Below are 19,886 nucleotides of genomic sequence, written 5' to 3'. Positions count from 1 at the left end.
ATCCTGTCGGAGTTGGCCATACTCACCAGCGACATCTTGGGTCGTAGCAGCACGACCACGTCGCTCATGCCGCAACTGCCGTGACTCGGCATCCGGTGGTTGAACGGCCAGTGTTAGGCAAGGGGTACTGAGGTGGATCAACTCCAGCATGCGACCGAGGCGCTGCGGAAAGCGCTGGTCCAGGTTGAACGCCTGAAGCGCACCAACCGTGCGCTGCTGGAGCGCTCCAGCGAGCCGATCGCGATCGTCGGCATGTCCTGCCGCTTCCCGGGCGGTGTCGATACCCCCGAGCGCCTGTGGCAGATGGTGGCCGACGGCCGCGACGTCATCTCGGACTTTCCGACCGATCGCGGCTGGGACCTGGCGGGGCTGTTCGACCCGGATCCCGACGCCCGGCACAAGACGTACGCGCGCACCGGAGGGTTCGTCGACGACGTCGCGGACTTCGACCCCGCGTTCTTCGGTATCGCACCCACCGAGGCGCTCGCAATGGACCCCCAGCACCGCATGCTGCTGGAGCTGTCGTGGGAGGCGTTGGAACGCGGCGGTATCGACCCCAGCGGGCTGCGCGGCAGCGCCACCGGAGTGTTCGCCGGACTCATCGTCCAGGGCTACGGCATGCTCGCCGAGGAGATCGAGGGCTACCGCCTGACCGGTATGACCTCCAGCGTCGCCTCCGGGCGGGTGTCCTACGTGCTGGGGTTGGAGGGCCCCGCGGTGTCGGTGGACACCGCGTGCTCGTCGTCGCTGGTGGCACTGCACATGGCGGTCCAGTCGCTGCGGTCCGGCGAGTGCGACCTCGCCCTGGCCGGCGGCGCGACCGTCAATGCCACGCCCACGGTTTTCATCGAGTTCAGTCGCCATCGGGGGCTCGCCCCGGATGGCCGGTGCAAGGCCTACGCCGGCGCGGCCGACGGGGTCGGCTGGTCCGAGGGCGGCGCCATGCTGGTCGTGGAGCGGTTGTCGGATGCGCGCCGACTCGGCCATCCGGTGCTGGCGGTGGTGCGCGGCTCGGCGGTCAATCAGGACGGCGCTTCCAACGGGTTGACCGCGCCCAACGGTCCGTCGCAGCAGCGGGTGGTGCGTGCGGCGTTGGCCAACGCCGGGCTGTCGGCCGCAGACGTCGATGTCGTCGAAGGCCACGGCACGGGTACCACATTGGGCGATCCCATCGAGGCGCAAGCGTTGTTGGCGACCTACGGCCAGGATCGCAGCGAGCCGTTGTGGCTGGGTTCGATCAAGTCGAACATGGGTCACACCCAGGCCGCCGCCGGCGCAGCGGGCGTGATCAAGATGGTGCAGGCGATGCGGCACGAGACGCTGCCCGCGACGTTGCACGTGGATCAGCCCAGCCCGCACGTGGATTGGACCGTGGGCGCGGTGTCGCTGCTGAGCGAGGCGCAGCCTTGGCCCGCGACGGATCACGCACGCCGCGCGGGGATCTCGTCGTTCGGCATCAGCGGCACCAATGCTCATGTGATCGTCGAATCCGCCCCGCCGCAAGAACCGGGCGAAGCCGCCCCAACTCCCGCGGTCGTGCCATGGGTACTGTCGGCAAAGTCATTGTCGGCGTTGGCTTCTCAGGCTTCTCGGTTGGCCGGGCACGTGGCCGCCGATGACGGGCTGGATGTCGCCGACGTGGCGTGGTCGTTGGCGGGCCGGGCCACCTTCGAACACCGGGCCGTGGTCGTCGGTGGTGACCGCGACCGGTTGCTGGCCGGCCTGGAGGAATTGGCCGGCGACCAGCCGGGCGCCTCGATCGTCCGGGGCGCCGCGTTGCCCGCGGGCAAGAACGTCTTCGTCTTTCCCGGTCAGGGCTCGCAATGGGTCGGCATGGGCGTCGAATTGCTCGATACCGCACCGGTATTCGCCCAACACATCGAAGCGTGCGCGCAGGAGTTCGCGGAATTCGTCGACTGGTCGCTGATCGACGTGCTGCGCGGCGCGCCAGGCGCTGCGAGTATGGACCGCGTCGACGTCGTGCAGCCGGTGCTCTTCGCGGTGATGGTGTCGCTGGCCGAATTGTGGAAGTCGGTCGGGGTCAACCCCGACGCGGTGATCGGCCACTCGCAGGGCGAAATCGCCGCGGCCTATGTCGCCGGTGCGCTGTCGTTGCACGACGCCGCGCGCGTGGTGACGCTGCGCAGCAAACTGCTGCGCTCGCTGGCACACCCCGGCGGCATGGTTTCCATCGCGTGCAGCACCGAGCGCGCCCGAGAATTGCTGGCACCCTACGGCAACCGGATCAGCATCGCGGCCGTCAATGGCCCGTCCGCGGTTGTGGTCTCGGGCGAGGTCGCCGCGTTGGAGGAGCTCATCGGCTTCTGCGCCGATCTCGATCTGCGGACCCGCCGTATCGACGTGGACTACGCGTCGCATTCGGTCGAGGTCGAGGCGATTCGCGACGAGCTGACCGCGGCGCTGGCCGGCATCGAGCCGCGCAGCTCGCGGGTCGCCTTCTTCTCCACCGTATCCGGAAGCCGGTTGGACACAGCCGGTTTGGATGCGGCCTACTGGTACCGCAACATTCGCCAGACCGTGCAATTCGAGCAAGCGGTGCGCACCGCGTGCGAAAACGGATACCGGACATTCATCGAATCGAGTCCACATCCCGCATTAGTCGCGGGCATCGAGGACACCTTCAACGACAGCAACACCGCCGGCGACACCGAAGCCATCGTCGTTCCCACCCTGGGTCGTGACGACGGCGGACTCGAGCGGTTCCTGACCTCGGCCGCCGCGGCCTTCACCGCGGGCGTGAACGTGAACTGGCGCGGGGTACTCGACGGAGCCGGCTTCGTCGAACTGCCCACGTATGCCTTTGACCGACGCAGGTTCTGGCTGTCGGGCGAGGGCGTCGGCGCCGACGTCGCAGGCTTGGGGCTGGGCACCAGCGAGCATGCGCTGCTGTCTGCGGTCGTCGAGCTGCCGGCCTCGGGCGGGGTGGCGCTGACCGGACGCCTGTCACCCAGCCAGCAGGGCTGGCTGGCCGATCACGCCGTCTCCGGCACGGTGGTGTTCCCCGGTGCGGGGTTCGTGGAGCTCGCCATCCGCGCCGGCGACGAAGTCGGATGTTCGACGGTCGACGAGCTGACGCTGCAGGCGCCGTTGCTGTTGCCGGCCGGCGATTCCGGATTCGGTTCGGTGGCAGTGCAAGTCGTGGTAGGCCCGGCCGAAGAGTCGGGGCAGCGCAGTGTCGCGATTTTCTCGCGCGTCGACGCCGACTCCGCGTGGGTGTGCCATGCTGACGGGGCCTTGAGCTCCGCGCCGGTCGAGCCGAGTGCCGATCTGTCGGTGTGGCCGCCGGCGGGTGCGGTCGCGGTGAACGCGGCCGACGGCTACGAGAAGCTGGCGGCCCGCGGGTACGGCTACGGCCCGGCGTTCCAGGGCTTGACCGCCACCTGGGTCCGCGGCGACGAGGTGTTCGCCGAGGTGCGACTGCCGGATGCGGCCGGCGGTGTCAGCGGGTTCGGGGTGCACCCGGCATTGCTCGACGCGGCAATGCATTCCATGGTCATGGCTCACCAAGCGGACGACCAGGCCGCCGATGTGGTGTTGCCCTTTGCCTGGCAGGGCATTTCGCTGCACGCCGGGGGCGCGTCGGCGGTTCGCGCACGCATCGCGCCGGCGGGTACCACCGGATTCTCGATCGAGCTTGCCGACGGGCTGGGATTGCCGGTGCTCTCGGTGGGCACCATGGTCGCCCGACCGGTCAACGAGCAGCAACTGCGCGCGGCGATCTCGAGCTCGGGCCCGGACCGGCTGTTCGAGGTGGTGTGGTCGCCGGCGCCGGCAGCCACCGCCGCTAACGGTTCATCCCACCAGCTACTTGAATCCGTTGCCACCGAGGACGATCCGGTTGCGGCTACCTATCCGCGCACCCACCACGTACTTGCGGCCGTGCAGTCGTGGCTGACCGAACACGACTCGGGCGTCTTGGTCGTGGCGACCCGCGGGGCGATGGGATTGCCGGGGGAGGATGTCACGGATCTGCCGGGCGCCGCGGTGTGGGGGCTGGTGCGGTCGGCGCAGACCGAACACCCTGGCCGGATCGTGCTGGTGGATTCCGATGTACCCCTTGACGATGACGCGACAGCCGCAGTGGTAGCGGCCGGTGAGCCTCAGGTATTGCTGCGTGGCGCAACGCTTTACACCCCACGGGTACGGGGCAGCCGCGCGGTCGACGGCATCTTGGTGCCGCCCGCCGAGGGGCCCTGGCGGCTGGGCATCAGCAACGCAGGCACCTTTGAAAACCTGCGCCTGGAACCGGTTCCCAACGCCGGGGCACCGCTGGAGCCGGGCCAGGTTCGGGTGGCACTGCGGGCCATCGCCACCAACTTCCGCGACGTCATGATCACCCTGGGCATGTTCACCCACGACGCCCTGCTCGGCGGCGAGGGTGCGGGTGTGGTGGTCGAAGTGGGTCCGGGCGTCACCGAATTCGCGGTCGGCGATTCGGTCTACGGATTCTTCCCCGACGGCAGCGGCACGCTGGTGCCCGGCGATACCCGTCTGCTGCTGCACAAGCCCGCCGACTGGTCCTACGCCGAAGCCGCCGCCATCTCGGCGGTTTTCACCACCGCATACATGGCGTTCATCCATCTGGCCGACGTCAAGCCGGGCCAGCGGGTGTTGGTGCACGCGGCCGCCGGCGGCGTGGGCATGGCCGCCGTACAGCTCGGCCGGCACCTGGGCCTGGAGATTTTCGCCACCGCGAGCCGCGGCAAGTGGGACACGTTGCGGGCCATGGGCTTTGACGACGACCATATCGGCGACTCGCGCAGCCTGGACTTCGAGGAGAAGTTCCGCACGGTCACCGGCGGGCGCGGCATGGACGTGGTGCTGGACTCGCTGGCCGGTGAATTCGTGGACGCATCGCTGCGTCTGGTCGCTCCCGGCGGCGTGTTCTTGGAGATGGGTAAGACCGACATCCGCGACCCCGGTGTAGTCGCCCGGGAGTACCCGGGTGTGCGCTACCGCGCCTTCGACCTGTTCGAGCCGGGCCGTCCCCGCATGCACGAGTGGATGCTCGAGCTTGCGCAACTGTTCGACAGTCGCGTGCTACGGCCGCTGCCGGTAACGACTTTCGATGTGCGACGGGCCCGTTCGGCGTTGCGGTATCTGAGTCAGGCCCGCCACATCGGCAAGGTGGTTCTCACGTTGCCCGATGCGTGGGCGGCGGGAACCGTGTTGATCACCGGCGGTACCGGGATGGCGGGTTCGACGCTGGCCCGTCACCTGGTGACGCGCCATGGCGTGCGGAACCTGGTGCTGCTGAGCCGCAGCGGCCCGGATGCTCCCGGATCTGCCGAGCTGGTCGCCGAGTTAGAGGCGGCCGGGGCGAGCGCACAGGTGGTCGCCTGCGACGCCGCCGATCGCGCCGAACTGGCCGCCGTGATCGCCGCGATTCCCGAGCTGACCGCGGTCATTCACGCCGCGGGCGTGCTCGACGACGCCGTGGTCACCTCCCTGACGCCCGAGCGAGTGGATGCGGTGTTGCGGGCCAAGGTGGACGCGGCCTGGAACCTGCACGAGCTCACTCGCGAGCTGAATGTGTCTGCGTTCGTGATGTTTTCGTCGATGGCCGGCCTGGTGGGTTCGTCGGGTCAGGCCAACTACGCCGCGGGCAACACCTTCCTGGACGGGCTGGCCGCGCATCGCCGTGCCCACGGACTGCCGGCGATCTCGCTGGGATGGGGGCTGTGGGACCAGGCCAGCGCCATGACCGGCGGACTCGACGCCGCCGACCGCGCCCGCTTGAGCCGCGACGGCATTCTGGCGTTGTCGTCGGATGAGGCGATGGAACTGTTCGACACCGCGCTGATTGTCGACGAGGCCTTCATCGCGCCCGCCCGCCTCGACCTGGCGGCGCTGCGCGCACATGCCGCCGTCGTACCGCCGATGTTCACCGACCTGCTCAACGCGCCGGCCCGCCGCCAGGTCGACGACTCGCTGGCCGCCGCGAAGTCGAAATCGGCTCTGGCGCATCGGCTGCACGGGCTCTCCGAACCCGAGCAGCATGCGGTGCTGTTGGATCTGGTCCGCTCGCACATCGCGACCGTGCTGGGCAACACGACCGTCGAGGCGATCGACCCGGACAAGGCCTTCCAGGACCTCGGCTTCGACTCGCTGACCGCGGTCGAAATGCGCAACCGGCTGAAAACCGCTACCGGACTGGCGCTTTCGCCCACGCTGATCTTCGATTACCCGACGCCGAACGGACTGGCCGGTTACCTGCGCACGGAGCTCGCCGGAGTTCCGCAAGAAATCGCGCACACCCCGGCCGTGGCGGTCACCGGCGACGACCCGATCGTGATCGTGGGCATGTCGTGCCGCTACCCGGGTGGGGTGAGTTCTCCCGAGGACCTGTGGGAGATGCTGACCGAGGGCCGCGATGTGCTCACCGAATTCCCGAGCGATCGCGGCTGGGATATCGCCGGCGTGTACAACCCGGACCCCGATGTTCCGGGCACCTGCTACACCCGCACCGGCGGCTTCGTGGACGGGGTCGGCGACTTCGATCCCGCCTTCTTCGGCATCACGCCGACCGAGGCACTCGCGATGGACCCGCAACAGCGGATGTTCCTCGAACTTTCGTGGGAAGCCTTGGAACGGGCCGGGATTGAGCCCGGCGCGTTGCGGGGCAGCGCGACGGGCATGTTTGCCGGGGTTTACACCCAGGGGTACGGCATCGGCGCCGCACCGACCGCGGAGGGTTTCCGGTTGACCGGTCAGTCCTCGAGCGTCGCGTCGGGCCGAGTGTCCTACGTGCTGGGGTTGGAGGGCCCCGCGGTGTCGGTGGACACCGCGTGCTCGTCGTCGTTGGTCGCGTTGCACATGGCCGCACAGTCGCTGCGCTCCGGCGAGTGCGACCTGGCCCTGGCCGGCGGTGTCACGGTCAACGCCACCCCCGACATCTTCGTGGAGTTCAGCCGGATGCGCGGGCTGTCCGTCGACGGTCGCTGCAAGGCGTACGCGGGGGCCGCCGACGGCACCGGATTCTCCGAAGGTGGCGGCATGCTCGTCGTCGAGCGGCTGTCCGACGCCCGTCGGCTCGGCCATCCGGTACTGGCGGTGGTCCGCGGCTCGGCCATCAATCAGGACGGAGCCTCCAACGGGCTGACCGCCCCCAACGGCCCCTCGCAGCAACGCGTGGTGCGCGCCGCGCTGGCCAGCGCCGGCCTGTCGACAGCCGACGTCGACGTGGTGGAAGGCCACGGCACCGGCACCACCTTGGGCGATCCCATTGAGGCCCAGGCGTTGTTGGCGACCTACGGCCAGCACCGCACCGAGCCGCTGCTGCTGGGTTCGATCAAGTCGAACATGGGTCACACCCAGGCCGCCGCGGGGGTGGCCGGTGTGATCAAGATGGTGCTCGCGATGCGCCACGAGCTGCTGCCGGCGACGTTGCACGTGGATCAGCCCAGCCCGCATGTGGATTGGTCGGCGGGTGCGGTGTCGTTGCTGACCGAGGCGCGGCCGTGGCCCGCCGTGGGGCGCGCGCACCGGGCGGGTGTGTCGTCGTTCGGCATCAGCGGCACCAACGCCCACGTGATCATCGAGGCTGCCCCCACCGACGTCGACGACGTCGAGCGCGCAGTAGGACCGGTGCTGCCGTGGGTTGTGTCAGCAAAGTCGTTGTCGGCGTTGGGCTCTCACGCGTCCCGGCTTGCCGCCTACCTGCGCGGCCACCGTGACCTCGAGTCCGCCGATGTGGCGTGGTCCCTGGCCGGCCGGTCGAACTTCGAACACCGGGCCGTCATTGCCGGCGCCGATCGCGCCCAGTTGCTGGCCGGCCTGGACGAATTGGCCACCGGCGAGGCCGCTTCGGTGATCCGCGGCAGCGCAACCACAGGCAAGACCGTCTTCGTGTTCCCGGGTCAGGGCTCTCAGCTGCTGGGCATGGGCATGGGCCTGCACGCCGGATATCCGGTGTTCGCCGGGGCGTTCAACAGCGTTGTCGCCGAACTCGACCGGCACCTGCTGCGCCCGCTGCGCGACGCCATGTGGGGCCGCGACGAGGCGCTGCTGAACACCACCGAATTCGCGCAACCCGCCTTGTTCGCGGTGGAAGTCGCCCTGTTCCGGCTGCTCGAATCCTGGGGTGTGCGACCCGACTTCGTGATGGGTCACTCGATCGGCGAGGTGGCCGCCGCGCACGTCGCCGGTGTGTTGTCGCTGGAGAACGCCGCGGTGCTGGTGGCCGCCCGGGGTCGCTTCATGCAGGCGCTACCGGCGGGCGGGGCGATGATGGCCGTGCAGGCCGGCGAAGAGCAGGTGCGGCCGTTGCTGACGGCCGACACCGGCATCGCGGCAGTCAATGCGCCGGGCTCCGTGGTGATTTCGGGTGCCGAAGACGCGGTCACCGCGATCGCCGAGCGGTTTCGTGCCGACGGCCGCCGCGTGCACCGGCTGGCCGTCTCGCACGCGTTCCACTCGCCGTTGATGGATCCGATGATCGACGAATTCGGTACGGTCGCGGCCGGACTCGCCATCGGCAAGCCCACCATCCCGATCGTGTCGAATGTGACCGGCCAGCTGGCCGGTGACGACTTCGCCACGGCGGCGTATTGGAAGCGACACGTGCGCGAGGCGGTGCGATTCGCCGACAGCATCCGGTTCGTCAACGCGGCGGGTGCAACCCGGTTTCTCGAAGTCGGGCCCAGCGGCGGCCTGACGGCGTCAATCGAAGAATCGCTTCCCGACGCGCCGATCATCACGATGTCCGCAGTGCGCAAGGACCGTCCGGAGCCGGAAACCCTGACCGCGGCGATCGCCCAGGGGTACGTCGCCGGCATGGACGTCGACTGGCGCGCCGTCATCGGCCGGGCCAAATTCGTCGAGCTCCCCACCTATGCCTTCCAGCGACGGCGCTTTTGGCTGGCCGGCGACGGCGCTCCGGCCGACGCGGCGGGCCTGGGCCTGGCGGCCAGCGAACACCCGTTGCTGGGCGCGGTGGTCGAGCTGCCGGCCTCGGGCGGGGTGGTGCTGACCGGGCGGCTATCGCCGAGCGTGCAGACCTGGTTGAACGACCATGCCGTCGGTGGGGTTGTCCTGTTCCCCGGCGCCGGATTCGTCGAGCTGGCGATCCGCGCCGGTGACGAGGTGGGCTGTGGAATCGTTGACGAATTGAATCTCGCGGCGCCCCTGGTGTTGCCGGCCGGCGGGTCGGTCGCGGTCCAGGTGGTGGTCGGCGGTGCCGACGGGGGCGGTGTTCGCGAGGTGTCGGTATTCTCCCGCGGCGAGGCCGGTTCCGGCTGGTCGTTGCATGCCGAGGGGATGCTGCGCGCGGGCTCGGCCGAGCCGAGCGCAGACCTTTCGGCCTGGCCGCCGGTCGGTGCGGTCGCGGTCGACATCGGCGACGGTTATGAGCGGCTGGCCGAACGCGGCTACGGGTACGGGCCCGCGTTCCGCGGCCTGAGCTCGATGTGGCGTCGCGGCGACGAAGTGTTCGCCGAAGTGACGCTGCCGGCGGACGCCGGGGTGTCGGTGGCCGGGTTCGGGGTTCACCCGGTGGTGCTCGACGCCGCGCTGCATGCGGTGATCCTGGCTTCCGATGCCGACGAGCTTGCCGAAGGTTCGATGCTGGTGCCGTTCTCCTGGCAGCAGGTCTCATTGCATGCAGCGGGTGCGGCGGCGGTCCGGGCGCGGATCGTGCCGGTGGGAGATTCCGCTGTGTCCATCGAGCTGGCGGATGGCCTTGGGCTGCCGGTGCTTTCGGTGGCGTCGATGGTGGCGCGGCCCGTCACCGATCAGCAGTTGCTGGCCGCGGTCTCGAACTCGGGTCCGGACCGGCTCTTCGAACTCGACTGGATCGTGCAGCCGTCATCCTCGGTACAACCGGCCTCGGTGTCTGCCTGGGGTGCAACGGAATCGGAGCCCGTCGAGGGACAACGGCAGGCGGTGGTGTTCGAGTCGACGCCGGTTGTTGACGACATTCTGGCCGGGGTGTACGCCGCCACCCGCGCGGTGCTGCCGGTGCTGCAGTCGTGGTTGGCTCGTGAGGGCGCCGGCACGCTGGTGGTGTCGACCCGGGGTGCGATGACGTTGCCGGGGGAGGACATCACCGATCTGGCGGGTGCCGCGGTGTGGGGCTTGGTGCGCTCGGCGCAGACCGAGCATCCCGGGCGGATCGTACTGGTCGATACCGACGGACCGCTCGACGACGAGGCGGTCGCCGCGGTCCTGGCCGCCGGGGAGCCGCAGGTATTGCTGCGTGGCGCAAAGATTTACATCGCCCGCGTGCACGGTAGTCGCGCGGTCAGCAGTCTCTTGGTGCCGCCTGGTGATGGCCCGTGGCGGCTGGGGATGAGTAATCGCGGCACTTTCGAGAACCTGCGACTGGAACGGATCCCCGACGCCGACGCGCCGCTGGGACCCGGACAGGTCCGGATCGCGCTGTCGGCCATCGCGGCCAACTTCCGCGACGTGATGATCGCGCTTGGTCTCTATCCGGACCCGGATGCGATCATGGGCATCGAGGCGTCCGGCGTCGTCTTGGAAACGGGTCCGCAAACCGCCTCGCAGGGAGGCCGTTTCGTTGTCGGCGATCGCGTCATGGGCCTGTTCCCCGACGGAACCGGAACAATCGCCGTTACCGACGAGCGACTGCTGGCCAAGGTGCCGGCCGGGTGGTCGCACACCGCCGCCGCGACCACCACGGTGGTTTTCGCCACCGCCTACTACGCCCTGACGGATCTGGCCGCGGCCAAGCCCGGTCAGCGGGTGCTGGTGCATGCGGCCGCCGGCGGCGTCGGGATGGCCGCCGTGCAGCTGGCCCGACATCTGGGTCTGGAGGTCTTCGCAACCGCCAGCCGCGGCAAGTGGGACACGTTGCGGGCCATGGGTTTTGACGACGACCACATCTCCGACTCGCGCAGCCTGGACTTCGAGGACAAGTTCCGCGCGGTCACCGCCGGGCGCGGCATGGATGTGGTACTGGATTCGCTGGCCGGCGATTTCGTCGACGCTTCACTGCGGCTGGTGGCTCCCGGCGGAATCTTCCTGGAGATGGGCAAGACGGACATCCGTGAACCCGGTGAGGTCGTCATTGAGCATCCGGGTGTGCGATACCGCGCGTTCGATCTCTTCGAGGCGGGACCCGAGCGCATCCAGCAGATGCTGGACGAGCTGGTCGCACTGTTCGGCGACGACGTGCTGCGGCCGTTGCCGGTCACCAGGTTTGACGTGCGACGTGCTCCGGCGGCGTTGCGCTACCTGAGCCAGGCCCGCCATGTCGGCAAGGTCGTGATGACTGTGCCTGTTGGGCCAGGTAACTGGCTGCGTGCCGGCACCGTGCTGATCACCGGTGGAACCGGCATGGCGGGCTCGGCACTGGCTCGTCATGTGGTGTCGCGGCATGGCGCCCGCAATGTGGTGTTGGTGAGCCGGCGCGGTCTGGATGCACCGGGCGCCGCGGAATTGATGACCGAGCTCAGCGCGACCGGGGCCCAGGTGCAGGTGGTGGCCTGTGACGTGGCCGATCGCGAGGCGCTGGCCAAGGTGATCGCCGATATCCCGGTGACGCGACCGTTGTCCGGCGTGATCCATGCGGCCGGGATGCTCGACGACGCCGTCATCTCCTCGTTGACCCCGGAGCGGGTGGATGCGGTGTTGCGGGCCAAGGTCGATGGCGCCTGGAACCTGCACGAGTTGACCCGCGATCTGGATGTGTCTGCCTTCGTACTGTTTTCGTCGATGGCCGGGTTGGCGGGAGCGTCCGGCCAGGCCAACTACGCCGCCGCCAACTCGTTCCTGGACGGACTGGCGCTGCACCGGCGAAGGACCGGGTTGCCGGCGATGTCGCTGGGGTGGGGGCTGTGGGACCAGGCCAGCGCCATGACCGGTGCGCTCGGCGCCGCCGATCGTGCCCGGTTCGGCCGGGACGGCATCGTCGCGATGTCCTCCGAACAGGCGCTGGAATTGATGGACACCGCACTGATCGTCGACGAGCCGTTCCTGCTGCCCGCTCACATCGACCTTGCCGCGCTGCGGGTGAAGTTCGACGGCGGAACGCTGCCGCCGATGTTCGTCGATCTGATCAACGCGCCGACCCGGCGTCAGGTCGACGATTCGCTGGCCGCTGCCAAGTCGAAATCGGCTCTGCTGCAACGCCTTGAAGGCCTGCCAGAAGACGAGCAGTACGCCGTGCTGCTGGATCTGGTGCGCTCCAACATCGCCACGGTGCTGGGAAGCGCCAGCCCCGAGTCCATCGATGCGGACCGCGCATTCCAGGAGCTCGGCTTTGACTCGCTGACCGCGGTCGAAATGCGCAACCGGTTGAAGTCCGCGACCGGCCTGGCACTTTCACCCACGCTGATCTTCGATTACCCGAACTGCGCGGCGCTGGCCGGCTATATGCACGCCGAGCTCATCGGAACCCAAGAGCAAAGCACTCCGTCGGCCGCGCCCGGGGAAGCCGACATCCAGCGTGTGGTGGGCTCGATCCCGGTGAAGCGACTCCGGCAGGCGGGCGTGCTCGAGTTGCTGCTCGCATTGGCAACCGAAGACGCAACCGTGCAGGTCCCCGCTGCAGGGGTGAGTGCCGAAAAGGACATCGCGGACATGGACCTCGAGGACTTGCTCAATGCCGCGTTGAGCGACGACGAATAGCCGATGAAAGTCGGAAGTCAGTGAGAATCGCGGTCACCGGGGCCAGCGGTGTCCTCGGCCGCGGTCTGTCCTCCAGACTGCTCAGCCAAGGCCACCAGGTCGTGGGCATCGCGCGGCGCCGACCCCAAAGTTGGTCGAGCGCGGCCGATTTCATCGAAGCAGATATCCGGGACGCGAGCGCGGTCAAGCGCGGGATCGGAGGCTCGGACGTCGTCGTGCATCTCGCCTGGGCACGCTGCCCCGGACCCGACGAACGCCTCGGTCATGAGGTCAACGTCGGTGGCACGGTCAACGTCCTGGAAGCGATGGCCGAGACCGGCTCCAGGCGCATTGTTTTCGCGTCGTCCGCGCACGTCTACGGCAGGGCCGACGGGCCGAACGGTGAGCAGCAGCCGATGGTTCCGATGCTGGCCGACGGCGTGCATCAGGCCCGCGTCGAGGACCTGCTGGGTGCGTCGGACGCCGAATGGGTCGCGATCCGCTCGGCGCTGATCGTCGGGCGCAACGTCGACAACTGGGTGCGCGGGCTGCTGGCGTCGCCAGTGTTCCCCGACGGATCTGACGATCGCCGCATCCAGGTCGTCCACCTCGACGACGCACTGCGGCTGTTCACCCGCGCCGTCGCCGACGCCGACATTGCCAACGGCCCAGTCAATCTGGCCGCCGCGGGCGGGCAGACGTTTCGTCAGATCGCTGCCGCGCTGGGTCGCCCGATCCTACGGCTACGCGGGCCGCTGCGGCCCTGGGGACGTGAGCTGGAGCTGGTGCGCGGCGCCGCGCTGATGGATACCGCGCGGCTGAGCGAGCAGTGGGGGTTCGAGCCCGCGTGGAACTGCGACGAATGTATCGAGGACTTCGCGGTCGCGGTGCGCGGCCGCATCGCGTTGGGCAAGCGGGTCGTTTCGTTGCCGTGGCGGCTGGCCAACGTGGTGGACCTGCCGGCCGTCGATGCGGCGGCCGATGACGGGGAGATCCCCAGATTGGCTGGGCCGCCAGGAGTTAACGGCGAGTTCGACACCCCGATCGACCCGCGCTTTCCCACCTTCCTGGCAACCAATTTGTCCGAGGCGCTGCCAGGGCCGTTTTCGCCCGCGTCCGCGTCGGTGACGGTACGCGGGTTGCGCGCCGGCGGTGCCATCATCGCCGAGCGGCTGCGGCCAGGCGGAATGGTCCAGCGCGAAATCGCCATGCGCACCGTCGCGGTTTTTGCCCATCGGTTATACGGGGCGATCACGTCGGCGCACTTCATGGCCGAAACCGTGCCCTTCGCTAAGCCGTCGATGATCGTCAGCAACAGCGGGTTCTTCGGCCCCAGCATGGCTTCGCTGCCCGTGTTCGGCGAGCAGCGCCCCGCCGAAATCAGCCGGGCCCGAAGGCAATTGCGTAATGCTCGCAATATCGGGGTGTTCGGTGTCAATCTCGTGGGCCTGAGCTCCGGGGCGTCCCGCGATACCGAAGAGTTCATCGCCGACGTAGACCGGCTGGAACGGCTGGCCGAAGATGTGACCAAGCTCGATGATCGCCGGTTGCTGAGCCTGATCGGGTTGGCGCGCGACCAGGTGGTGCACGGATGGGTGTTGGCCTCGGCGTCATTCATGCTGTGCGCCGCGTTCAACGTGTTGCTGCGTGGCTTGTGCGGCCGCGACACCTCCCCGGCTGCGGGGCCGGAACTGGTCAGTGCTCGATCGGTAGAGGCGATGCATCGGTTGGTTCTTGCGGCACAAAGTGATCCGAACGTAGTTCGGCTGCTGGACGAACCGGGGGAGCGGCTCGACAAGCTGGCCGTCGACGCGCCGAAATTCCACGCCGCGGTGCTGGCCGAGCTGGCGTTGATCGGTCACCGCGGCCCCGCAGAGCTCGAGATGCTCTCAACGAGCTATGCCGATGACCCCGAGCTGCTGATCCGGATGGTGGCCAGGGCAATGAGCGCGTCCGCGGCGCCCCAGCCGCACCAACCGCGAATTCCGTTGCGGGCCAAGCCGGTAGCGATGTTGGCAGCCCGCCAGTTGCGCGACCGCGAAGCCCGTCGCGACAAGGTGGTGCGTGCCAACTGGGTGCTGCGCGGTCTGCTGCGCGAATACGGCCGCAGGATGGCCGACGCCGGGGTCTTCGACGCCGCCGCCGACGTCTTCTACTTGTTGGTCGATGAACTCGATGCGCTGCCGTTCGACGTCAAAAAGCTGGTGGCACGCCGCCGGGCCGAGCACCGCCGCCTGAATACCGTCGCTCCGCCAACGGTATTCAGCGGGAGCTGGGAGCCGTCCACCAGGTCGGTGCCGGCTCTTTCCAGCGGAGACACCCTGCGCGGCGTCGGCGTGTGCGGGGGACGGGTGCGCGGCCGGGTGCGGATCGTGCGGCCCGAAACGATCGACGACCTGCAACCCGGTGAGATTCTGGTCGCGGAGGTTACCGACGTCGGGTACACCGCGGCTTTCTGCTACGCCGCGGCGGTCGTGACAGAACTCGGCGGCCCGATGTCGCACGCGGCCGTAGTGGCCCGCGAATTCGGGTTCCCCTGTGTGGTCGATGTTCATGGGGCAACCACCTCATTGCCGCCGGGCGCGCTGATCGAAGTCGACGGCAGCACCGGAGAAATCACGGTGGTTGACCTTGCCCCCGAAGAGACACTGCCGAATTAGCCGAATTCGAGGTCCAGATCGAGCGGCCCGATAGGTCACGGGTGCGACGCAGCCTGCTGCTGGGCCGCTTGGCGAGCCAGCCTGTCGTTGTGAATCCTGACGAGTTCGCGGAAACCAAGCCGGTGATATTTCGGGATCGGCTGGATGCCCCACACGTCCTGGGCGGTGGCTTTGCCTTCTGCACCCTCCGGCGGCCCGAGCGGGGGATAGGGGTACTTGCACTCCAAGGTGTCGTTCGAATACCGAATCTTCAAGAGTTCACTGCAGATTTCGGTGAGGCTCAGCGTCGGGTAGCCGTAGTAGACAGCCATGAAGGGCAAGGTGAACGCGCCTTCGATCACCAGAGCCACCAGGCACACCAGCACGGCACGCTTGATCCATTTATGCATTCGTGCGTAGTACGGCGTGGTCCCCGGCTCGAGGCTGTCAGTCGGGGCCTTTTCCTCGGTAGAGGATGGTGCAGTCATGGCAGTGCTCCTAATCCTGTTCAGTCGGAGAAGATTTCTCGGTTGACGGTGTGCAGATAGGGGATGGCGAGGAAGGGGGTGATGTAGAAGATGTCGTAGAGCCACCAGCCGACGACCGGGAACACCACGCCGGCGTAGCGGACGTCGGCGAACATCGTCATGTTGAAGATGTAGGCCGACCAGATCACCACGCCCATCCAGCAGGTGACGACCATCCATTGATGACCCCACCGCTTCATCTGCAGGAAGCCGATCGCCGCGGCCACCCGCATCGAGAACACCGTGAGGATCAGCCCTGCCACATAGGCTTTTTCGCCCGGCCCTGCAGCACCGCCGATCCACAGCTCGTTGTAATGCCAGAAGTAGCCGGCGTCGAACATGTTGCCCCATCCGACCATCAGCACCCGGTTGATCAGGGTGTGGTTGGCGACCAGATCCAGCGACCAGCCCAGACTGTTCAACATGCCGTCGATCAGCGTCAGATAGCCGATCAGCGTCACGATCATCGGGCGCACCGACAGACCGGCACGCAGGGCTTGACGTTGCAGGAATACTCCCCGCATAAAAATTGGGAAACCGATCAGGCCGGGAGCCCACATGCCCATCAGGGCGGCGCCGACGATCATCCACTTGTCGGCTCGCCGCTGAGCATGCCGGGACTCGTCGTGGTGCTCGTCCAGCCCGACGGCATTGGACGCCGGCGTGCCTTCCGAATTGCGGTTGAGCAGTGGAAGATTCACAGATCCCACCAACCCCGTGCAAACGACATATAGAGCTGGATTCCGAACATCGCCAACAGGTAGCCGTAGATGGCGATTTGAAAGACGATGAGCGCCCTCTTACGCTTTTGTTCTTGGCGATCCATGTCGGTGCTCCTTTCCTGAGGTCCTGCTAGCTGCTCGAGGCGATGGCCAGGCTGGCCGCCGCGACTTCGCGTAAACCGTCGGTGATGGCGCCGTCGGTACTCAGCGGCGCGAGTATGCAAGCGTCGGCCGCATCGATTTCCGTTGCGCCCGTGGCGATCAACTGAGCTGCCGTGACCAGCACGCGGGTGGACGGCGGCTCGAAGTGAAACGCTTCGTCGGCAGCGCGGATCGCGACCGCGCATCCGACCAGCCGTTGCGCGCTGGCCAATGAGATTCCGGATTCGGCGACGATCACGTCGGCCTCACGGTCCGGCGGCAAATACCGCATCCCGAGAGTCACGAACCGTTGGCGGAAGGACGGTTTCAGCTCCTTGAGTGAGCTGCGGTAGGCCGGGTTATACGAACACACCAGCATGAACTCCTCCGGCGCGGTGACGACTTCACCGGATCGATCCAGATACAACGACCGCCGGTGATCGGTCAGCGAATGCAGGATGGCCAGAGAATCGTGACGGGCCTCGACGACTTCGTCGAGGTAACAGATGGCGCCGGCTTTGACGGCCCGGGTCAGCGGCCCATCCGTCCAGAGCACGTCGCCACCGCTGACCATGAAGCGGCCGACGAGATCGGAGCTGGTCAGATCGTCGTGGCAACTGATCGTGACGACGGGCCGGTGCAGCAGCACGCCCATGTGTTCGACCAGCCGGGTCTTGCCGCATCCGGTCGGACCCGTCAGCATCACCGGCAGTCGCCGGTGAAAGGCTTGCTCAAACAGCTGGACTTCGTTGGCATTTGCGAAATAGGTGTCGTTGGTCATGCGGCGACCAATTCACGATGGACATGGGCCAGCACTCGTGGAAGCTCCTCTATGCGTCGGATACGTTGCGAACGACGAGGCCCGAACACCTCCGGGAGGGGATCGACTCGCGTCGGTCCAACTCCCACGTAATACATCGACACACCGGCTTCGTTGGCCTCTTCGACGGCGTGTGCTGCATCGGCCCAGGCGTAACGGCCCTCGTAACCTTCATCGGAGATCAGACCGTCGCCGATGACGATCAACAGGCGTCGCTCGGACGGCTGGGTGAGCAGCCGGCTGGTCAGATGGCGAAGCGGCGCACCGAGTCTGGTGTATCCGCGAGTCGACAAACCCAGCCCGCTCGGCGGCACGAACCGGCGGTCCTCGAAGTCCTTCAGACACCGCACTTCGACGCGGTGACGCGTGTTGCCGGTGAAGACAAAGACGCCATGACGCTCTCGTGCCAGCGCCATGGCGCGGGAAAGTGCGTCGGCGCAGGCCAATTCCAGCCGGAACACCCGACCGCCGTGTACCCCCAGCGATGAGCTGCCGTCCAGCAACAGCGCCGTGGTGACGTCTCGGCTGCTCGGCAGCAAGTCGCGAAATACCCTGGGCTCCTCCGCCTCGCCGGTGGTCAGATTGACGTAGTGATTGACGTACTGGTCGACGTCGAGGTCGGAGCCGGCCTCGAGCCGATTTGTCATCGCACGATGAGTGTGTTCCTCGAACCACTTGCGGACGTCGACGGCTACCGGCACCGGACGGCGGATGTGCCGCCCGGCGGCGTGTTCGATGACGGCGACATGGTCGCGCATGAATTGCCGCGTCCACATGTTCCATTCGGGATAGGGAATACCGGGCCGGTGTTCCGGGGTGACATCGAAATCGTTGTCTTGTGGCCGGCTCGGCGGTGGCAGGTTGGGATTGCGGACGCCGCCGTCGCCGCCGACCGGAACCGAATACGGCCGGGGCAGCCGCTGCTGTGTGGTGGTCCAGGGCATCCTGCCGAAGCTGCGGCGAAACTTGTCGGTCAGTCCTTGCGGCGTCGTATAGGCCGATGGCAAGCCGCCCAGCAATGGATGAATCGTCAAGGGCTGTCCCGTGGCGGCCAATGCGATGGCCCGGTTGAGCATTTCCACGGCGTTCAGGTCCGCGGCCTCTGCCCGGACATCCGGGATCAGTCGCCGGACTTCGGGGAGCAGACCCGGCCACCGCCACGTTAACCAGCCGAGGGCGACGCCGGCTTCGACGAGCGTGAGTGCGCGCAGTTCCCGAGTGGACAGCTCGCTTAGGCGATATTCGGTGATCCGCTCCTTCGATGGCGAACATTGCAGGGCCACACCGCAGGTCAGCGTTCGGCGGGTCCAATCGGACGGTGCCGGGTAGGGGACATGAACGTAGGTGAGTGCCGCGTTCAGACCGAAGCCACGGTGAACGCCGGTGACGAGCCGCGCGCCTTCGCGGCGTTGTTCGCTGAGCGCGACCGCGATCAACGCGCAACTGCGTTCCAGCGCCATCGCGCCGGCATCGGGGCTGTCGCTCATCGGCCGGCGTCGCTCAGAACGTACCGATGTTGGAGAAGAGCCAATACCAGAACCAAATGATCAGACCGGTGCCGCCCCACGCCGCGACGTAACGAAGGATTTCCCACACATACCCCACGATGTGACCTCCCGGGATGTCCAAATAGCTGCTGACGCAATGAAATCGGATGAGCTATGTCAATCCGAGAAGAGTTCTCGGTTGACGGTATGCAGGTAGGGGATGGCCAGGAAGGGGGTGATGTAGAAGATGTCGTAGAGCCACCAGCCGACGACCGGCAGCACGACGCCGGCAAAGCGCACGTCGGCGAACATCGTCATGTTGAACACGTAGGTGATCCAGATGACCACGCCCATCCAGCAGGTAATGACCATCCATTGGTGACCCCAGCGCTTCATCTGCAGGAAGCCGATCGCGGCGGCGATGCGCATCGTGAAGACGGTCAGGATGAGTCCGACTTCCAAGGCCTTTTCGCCCGGGCCGGCCGCGCCGCCGACCCATAGCTCGTTGTAGTGCCAGAAGTAGCCGGCATCGAACATGTTGCCCCACCCATTGAGCAGCACGCGGGCCAGGATGGTGTGGTTTGCCACCAGGTCGAGCGCCCACCCGACCGTGTTGATCGCGGCGTCGATGATGACGAGATAGCCGAGCAGCGTGACCAACATCGGCCGAACGGACAGACCATCTCGTTGGGCCCGGCGCAGCAACCGCACTCCCCACAGGAACAGTGGTAGGCCGAAGACACCGAGAGCCGCGGTGCCGATCAGCAAGCTGCCGCAGACAAGCCACTTGTCGGCCTGGCGCTGAGCCAGTTCTGAGCGCTCCAGGTGTTCGTCGATGGTCAGACTCGACTGCGCGGCGCCGCTCGACCCGGCCGCCGCGCCGGTACCGTGATCGCGCTGCTGTAGCTTCGGCGGATTCAAGAGCCCTCCCCGTCATCGGCGCTGATTGGATCGGCTCG

General features: G+C 67.4%; 8 protein-coding genes. 2 read left to right on the top strand and 6 right to left on the bottom strand.

Going from position 1 to position 19,886, the window contains the following annotated elements; translation table 11 throughout:
• Positions 1-132 precede the first annotated feature (132 nt).
• Together ACAG21_RS12680 and ACAG21_RS12675 are read left to right on the top strand one after the other, a co-directional pair.
• A complete protein-coding gene (locus ACAG21_RS12680; RefSeq protein WP_370496471.1) occupies positions 133-12,612 on the top strand; it encodes an SDR family NAD(P)-dependent oxidoreductase in 12,480 nt (4,159 codons plus the stop codon).
• 20 nt (positions 12,613-12,632) lie between these two features.
• A complete protein-coding gene (locus ACAG21_RS12675; RefSeq protein ID WP_370496470.1) occupies positions 12,633-15,251 on the top strand; it encodes a sugar epimerase family protein in 2,619 nt (872 codons plus the stop codon).
• A gap of 35 nt (positions 15,252-15,286) precedes the next feature.
• Here ACAG21_RS12675 and ACAG21_RS12670 read toward each other — a convergent pair whose 3' ends face one another.
• The 6 genes from ACAG21_RS12670 to ACAG21_RS12645 form a co-directional block, all read right to left on the bottom strand.
• Positions 15,287-15,718: a hypothetical protein gene (locus ACAG21_RS12670; RefSeq protein ID WP_370496469.1), complete on the bottom strand. Its 432-nt coding sequence runs from the start codon at positions 15,716-15,718 to the stop codon at positions 15,287-15,289.
• Positions 15,719-15,738: 20 nt separating this feature from the next.
• Positions 15,739-16,458: a hypothetical protein gene (locus ACAG21_RS12665; protein ID WP_370496468.1), complete on the bottom strand. Its 720-nt coding sequence runs from the start codon at positions 16,456-16,458 to the stop codon at positions 15,739-15,741.
• Positions 16,455-16,583, bottom strand: a complete 129-nt coding sequence (locus ACAG21_RS12660; RefSeq protein WP_261859545.1) for a hypothetical protein — start codon at positions 16,581-16,583, stop codon at positions 16,455-16,457. Before ACAG21_RS12660 ends, ACAG21_RS12665 begins: the two co-directional genes overlap by 4 nt.
• 26 nt (positions 16,584-16,609) lie before the next feature.
• Positions 16,610-17,401: a CbbQ/NirQ/NorQ/GpvN family protein gene (locus ACAG21_RS12655; RefSeq protein ID WP_370496467.1), complete on the bottom strand. Its 792-nt coding sequence runs from the start codon at positions 17,399-17,401 to the stop codon at positions 16,610-16,612.
• The gene (locus ACAG21_RS12650; protein WP_370496466.1) at positions 17,398-18,927 is read right to left on the bottom strand and encodes a nitric oxide reductase activation protein NorD; all 1,530 of its coding nucleotides are present in this window, start codon (positions 18,925-18,927) and stop codon (positions 17,398-17,400) included. The genes ACAG21_RS12655 and ACAG21_RS12650 overlap by 4 nt, the downstream gene beginning before the upstream one ends.
• 177 nt (positions 18,928-19,104) lie before the next feature.
• Entirely contained in the window at positions 19,105-19,848 is a 744-nt protein-coding gene (locus tag ACAG21_RS12645; RefSeq protein WP_370496464.1) for a hypothetical protein, read from the bottom strand.
• Positions 19,849-19,886 lie beyond the last annotated feature (38 nt).

This window comes from Mycobacterium sp. pR1184 (genome assembly GCF_041287235.1).
Taxonomy (GTDB): Bacteria; Actinomycetota; Actinomycetes; order Mycobacteriales; family Mycobacteriaceae; genus Mycobacterium.
The sequence above is the reverse complement of the archived record's forward strand: the minus strand, read 5'-3'. Positions and strand labels throughout refer to the sequence as shown.

Excerpts from the sequence above, each read along its gene's own strand:
- ACAG21_RS12670 (WP_370496469.1), bottom strand. The coding sequence starts at position 15,718 with ATGACTGCACCATCCTCTACCGAGGAAAAGGCCCCGACTGACAGCCTC.
- ACAG21_RS12650 (WP_370496466.1), bottom strand. The coding sequence starts at position 18,927 with ATGAGCGACAGCCCCGATGCCGGCGCGATGGCGCTGGAACGCAGTTGC.
- ACAG21_RS12660 (WP_261859545.1), bottom strand. The coding sequence starts at position 16,583 with ATGGATCGCCAAGAACAAAAGCGTAAGAGGGCGCTCATCGTCTTTCAA.
- ACAG21_RS12655 (WP_370496467.1), bottom strand. The coding sequence starts at position 17,401 with ATGACCAACGACACCTATTTCGCAAATGCCAACGAAGTCCAGCTGTTT.